The sequence below is a fragment of the Streptomyces plumbidurans genome (assembly GCF_019857225.1).
GTDB classification, from domain to species: domain Bacteria; phylum Actinomycetota; class Actinomycetes; order Streptomycetales; family Streptomycetaceae; genus Streptomyces; species Streptomyces plumbidurans.
In genome coordinates this window covers 1-4,691 of record NZ_JAFJSY010000153.1, presented here as the reverse complement: position 1 = coordinate 4,691, position 4,691 = coordinate 1, and the positions used below count along the sequence as shown (strand labels likewise).

At 65.6% G+C, this 4,691-nt stretch carries 7 protein-coding genes; all 7 read left to right on the top strand.

All coding sequences use genetic code 11. The features are described 5' to 3' along the window. Positions 1–240: 240 nt before the first annotated feature. The 7 genes from JYK17_RS40060 to JYK17_RS40030 all read left to right on the top strand — a co-directional run bounded on the left by JYK17_RS40060 (position 241) and on the right by JYK17_RS40030 (position 4,510). A complete protein-coding gene (locus JYK17_RS40060; protein WP_108016002.1) occupies positions 241–423 on the top strand; it encodes a hypothetical protein in 183 nt (60 codons plus the stop codon). Between the two features lie 89 nt (positions 424–512). After that, positions 513–710 (top strand): hypothetical protein, encoded by a 198-nt coding sequence (locus JYK17_RS40055; RefSeq protein ID WP_078516601.1) that lies wholly within the window; start codon positions 513–515, stop codon positions 708–710. 267 nt (positions 711–977) lie between these two features. Then, the gene (gene msrA, locus JYK17_RS40050; protein ID WP_108016001.1) at positions 978–1,478 is read left to right on the top strand and encodes a peptide-methionine (S)-S-oxide reductase MsrA; all 501 of its coding nucleotides are present in this window, start codon (positions 978–980) and stop codon (positions 1,476–1,478) included. Between the two features lie 131 nt (positions 1,479–1,609). Then, positions 1,610–2,080 (top strand): peptide-methionine (R)-S-oxide reductase MsrB, encoded by a 471-nt coding sequence (gene msrB / locus JYK17_RS40045; protein ID WP_108016000.1) that lies wholly within the window; start codon positions 1,610–1,612, stop codon positions 2,078–2,080. Positions 2,081–2,180: 100 nt separating this feature from the next. Then, positions 2,181–2,510, top strand: coding sequence for a hypothetical protein (locus JYK17_RS40040; protein WP_108015999.1), 330 nt, complete (start codon positions 2,181–2,183; stop codon positions 2,508–2,510). 120 nt (positions 2,511–2,630) lie between these two features. Then, complete coding sequence (locus JYK17_RS40035) at positions 2,631–3,701, top strand: Dyp-type peroxidase (RefSeq protein WP_222812309.1); 1,071 nt, start codon at positions 2,631–2,633, stop codon at positions 3,699–3,701. Beyond that, positions 3,698–4,510 (top strand): family 1 encapsulin nanocompartment shell protein, encoded by an 813-nt coding sequence (locus tag JYK17_RS40030; RefSeq protein ID WP_128800756.1) that lies wholly within the window; start codon positions 3,698–3,700, stop codon positions 4,508–4,510. The genes JYK17_RS40035 and JYK17_RS40030 overlap by 4 nt, the downstream gene beginning before the upstream one ends. The last annotated feature ends 181 nt before the right edge of the window (positions 4,511–4,691 follow it).

The window sequence follows — 4,691 nt, the reverse complement described above, 5'->3', positions numbered from 1 at the left end:
CGGCGAAGCCCACCTGGCCCTCGCGGGCAAGCCGCTGCACTAGCAGGACCGACAGCTCCACGGGGGCATCGATCCTGCATAGATGAGCTGTAGATCAACGCCGCAATAGCATTCGCGTAGGAACAACTTACTGACCGGCCCGGCGCGCCAACCCCTTTGCCAGATGCATTGGTTGCAACGAGAACCGGCGTGAGTCGGCTGGGTCTGGTTTCTTGCCCGGACGGAAATCAGGAGGACATCGTGAGCAGTGCTGACTCCACGGCGCAACAGGATGCTCGAGAAGCGCTTTTCGAGGCCATCGCGTCTCAAGCCCGACAGCAGGCGGAGCACAAGGATCATGGAGCGGTCGCAGCGGCCTTGAAGGACCTGGCAGAGGCGTATGCCTGGGCTGCGAACCAGCACGAGAGCACCGGCGATCAGTGAAGATTGCCGCCCATTTCAAGGGTTGATCTCTCACGCCGAACATGGTGCGGAGCGACGCCCGTCTCACATAATTAAACGCGGGAGAAATGATGTCTGAAGGCACTGGCGACGATGAGTGGGGTCCGCACACGCCGGATGCGGTTCTCCACACGGGAACGGAAGAGTTGCCCGACCCGGAAGACGTAGTACTGGCATCTGGCCACGACATCACGCCGGAGAGGCTTGAACAGGCACGCCGCCTTCTCGAGGAAGAGGGCGCTGCCGGTGTGGAGAAGTTGCTCCCCTGACGAACGTCATCCACGGCCCCGTGAGTGACCTCCCACAGGCCATCCGCAAGACGGCCCGGATGCCAGCCATCCCCATCGTCCGCAAAGAGACGTAAGGAATCCGCGAGCCTTGCAGCTAACCTCCGTGGGCGCCGCACGGCCGCTGTCAGGGTGCCCAGGCGTGAGGCCACCGTGCCGAACGGACCACGGCCAGGGTCGAAGAGCACGATCCAAGTGCTCTGACCCGTCGGCTCGAGACGGCGGAATTCACAGGAGGGCGGCACGGCAATGGCACACGAGAAGGCGATTCTGGCGGGCGGATGCTTCTGGGGCATGCAGGAGCTCTTTCGGGCCCTGGACGGCGTGGTCTCGACGCGCGTCGGCTATACGGGGGGCGAAACGGCGAACCCGACCTACCGCAACCACGGAAGCCACGCGGAGGCCATCGAAATCACCTACGACCCCGCCCGGACCGACTACCGGGCTCTCGTCGAGTTCTTCTTCCAGGTGCACGACCCCACCACGCTGAACCGGCAGGGCAACGACGTCGGTCTCAGCTACCGGTCCGCCATCTTCTCTCTCGGTGAGGAACAGCGGCGCATCGCCGAGGCCACGATCGCCGAGGTGGACGCTTCGGGCCTGTGGCCGGGGAAGGTCGTCACGGAGGTGGTGCCGGCCGCGGCCTTCTGGGAGGCCGAACCTGAGCATCAGGACTATTTGCAGCGCTATCCGAACGGGTACACCTGCCACCGCATCCGCCCGGAGTGGCGGCTGCCCAAGGCGTCGTAGTCGGCTTCGTGGCTGCTGATCCCGGCAACCTTGTCGTTCCACTCCGGTTCTTGCCGCGAAGTAAGGGAGCGGCGGCACATGACGCGAAATCCCAGAAGGGCTGATCCAGCTACGCCACTTGGGAGGCAGCCATGCCGGAATACACCAAGAGTCCTGAACGCCTCGCGCAACTCACAGAAGTCCAGTACCGCGTAACCCAGCAGGACGAGACGGAACCCTCCTTCGCCAACGCCCTCTGGGACAACAAGTCTCCCGGCATCTATGTGGACATCGTGTCGGGAGAGCCCCTGTTCTCCTCCGTGGACAAGTACGACAGCCGCACAGGATGGCCCAGCTTCACCAAACCTCTGGAGCCCGGTCACGTCGTCGAACGACCCGACACCAGTCATGGAATGGTCCGAGTCGAAGTGCGGTCGGTGAACGGAGACAGCCACCTCGGGCATCTGTTCCCTGACGGCCCCAGTGACATGGGCGGCCTCCGGTACTGCATCAACTCGGCCTCCTTGCGCTTCATCCCCGTCGCGGAACTCGAGAAGGAGGGCTACGGCCAGTACTTGAGCATGTTCCAGATGCCGGACCGGAGCGCCGCCGAAACAGAGTAAGTGGCCGGGCAGGCGGTCCGCGAATGGCTGCCCGGCCACCACCGCCTCGCACCGCCACAGCTCGCGCAACGCCCGCCTGGGCCCATGGGAGGTCCCCAAAGTGAACAAGAAACTTAACGGCGTTTCAGCCGAAGACGGCGCACCTGTACCGGCCGAGGAGATTCCCGCCGCTCTCACCGCAGGCCGGCTCGTCTACACCGACGGAGCGACGCAGACCTTCGACTCCGACGGCACCACCCGCTACGTCGAGGGCGGACGGGAGACCGAGGGAACGTGGTTCGTCGACGACACCGGGCACTTCTGCTCGTTCTGGCCGCCGTCCTACCGGGCCTCCTACGACCTGCGCTGGATGGTGGAGGGGGGAGAGGCTGTCGGCCTCCGGTTCTCGGATCTGCGAAGCGGAAGCCACTTCGAGGGCCGATACCAGTGAACGGTGGAGACGTTGCTGGAGGAAGTGCGGGATCTTCACCGGAGTCCGTGGCGGCCGCGCACACGGTCCGCGCACAGGGCCGGCAGCGAGTGTCGGCAACTGTCGGAAGAGGGAGGGCACATGGCCGATGAGACGTCGGCACCGACGCCGCAGACGGTTCTGTGCCCTCTCACCAGCGCGGCGATCTTCCTCGTCGTGACGATTGACCCCGGCGGGGAAGCGGTGACCCGTGACGTACTGTCCGACCTGAACTCCCTGCAACGGTCTGTGGGTTTCCGCGCCGAACCCGAGGGCAGGCTCAGCTGCGTCACCGGTATCGGCTCGGAGGCGTGGGACCGGTTGTTCGCCGGTCCCCGTCCGGCGGACCTGCATCCGTTCCGTGAGCTGAACGGCCGGGTGCACCGAGCGGTGTCGACACCGGGCGACCTGCTCTTTCACATACGAGCCGCACGCCTCGACCTGTGCTTTGCCCTCGCTTCGGAGATCATGAGCCGGCTGGGGAAAGCGGTGACCGTACGCGATGAAGTGCATGGCTTCCAGTACTTAGACAAGCGTGATCTGCTCGGCTTCGTCGACGGCACGGAGAACCCGACGGGCGCGGCGGCGAGCGCCGCCGTCCTGATCGGGGACGAGGACTGCGAGTTCGCCGGCGGGAGTTACGTGATCGTGCAGAAGTACGTGCACGACCTGGCCGCCTGGAACACCTTGCCCGTCGAGGCGCAGGAGAGGATCGTCGGCAGGACGAAACTGTCGGACATCGAACTGGACGACAGCACCAAGCCGGCCGACTCACATGTCGCCCTCACCACCATCACCGGTGCCGACGGCACAGAACGCGAGATCCTCCGGGACAACATGCCCTTCGGAACCGTGGGGCGTGGCGAGTTCGGCACGTACTTCATCGGCTATGCCCGTACCCCGGGGGTGACGGAGGCGATGCTGGAGCGGATGTTCCTGGGCACGCAGGACGCTGCACACGACCGGATTCTGGACTTCTCCACCCCTGTCACGGGATGCCTCTTCCACGTCCCCACGGCGGACTTTCTGGACGACCTGCCCGCACCACCCGGTGCGCGATCGGGGGCCATGGGCGCCGATGTCCACGCCGTCGTCGCAAAACCCGAGAGTCAACCCCGTTCTTCCGACACCTCATTGAGGATCGGCAGCATGAAGCGGAGCGCGTCCCGATGAACAATCTGCACCGTGACCTTGCTCCCCTCTCCGCCGCCGCGTGGAGCGATCTGGAGGAGGAGGCTCGCCGCACCTTCACAACGCACGCTGCGGCACGGCGCATCGTCGATGTCCCCGAGCCGGGCGGAGTCGAGTTGGGAGGTGTGGCGACGGGGCACCTCGACAGTGTGGAGACCCCTGCCGATGACGTCGTCGCCCATGTGCGCCGTTTCCAGCCGTTGGTCGAGCTGCGTGTCCCGTTCATCGTCGACCGCCGTCAGGTCGACGATGTCGCGCGAGGGGCCAAGGACACTGACTGGCAGCCCGCCAAGGACGCTGCCCGGCGACTCGCACACGTGGAGGACCGGGCCGTCTTTGAAGGGTACGCGGCCGCGGGCATCGCCGGTCTGCGGGAAAGCTCCTCCAACTCACCGGTGAAGCTGCCCGCCGACGTGCGCGACTACCCGGACGCGATCAGCCAGGCGGTCTCGGCTCTGCGACTGGCAGGTGTCGACGGCCCGTACTGTCTTGCGCTGAGCGCCGAGGCGTACACGGCGGTCAGTGAGACCTCCGCCCACGGATACCCGATCATCAAGCACATCGCCAGGTTGGTCGACGGAGACATCGTCTGGGCGCCCGCCATCGACGGCGCCTTCCTGCTCTCGACTCGCGGCGGCGACTTCGAGATGCGCCTTGGCCAGGACGTGTCGATCGGCTACCTCTCGCACGATGCGACCACTGTCACCCTGTACTTGGAGGAGACCCTCACCTTTCTGGTGCACACGAGCGAGGCGGTCGCAGCCCTCGTGTCGCAGCCGACCGGCACATGACGGGGTGAAACGCCGGTCGGCCGCAGCCGGTGACAACCACCGCCAGGGCCCGGCTACTACATGGCAGAGCCCGGCAGCGCTCCGGTCACTCCTGCGGGTGTTCGGTGAGTCCCGGCCATTCGTCCGGCCCACCTCCCTGCCACTCGATGTGTTCACTCTCCTCGACGTCGATCTGATCGAG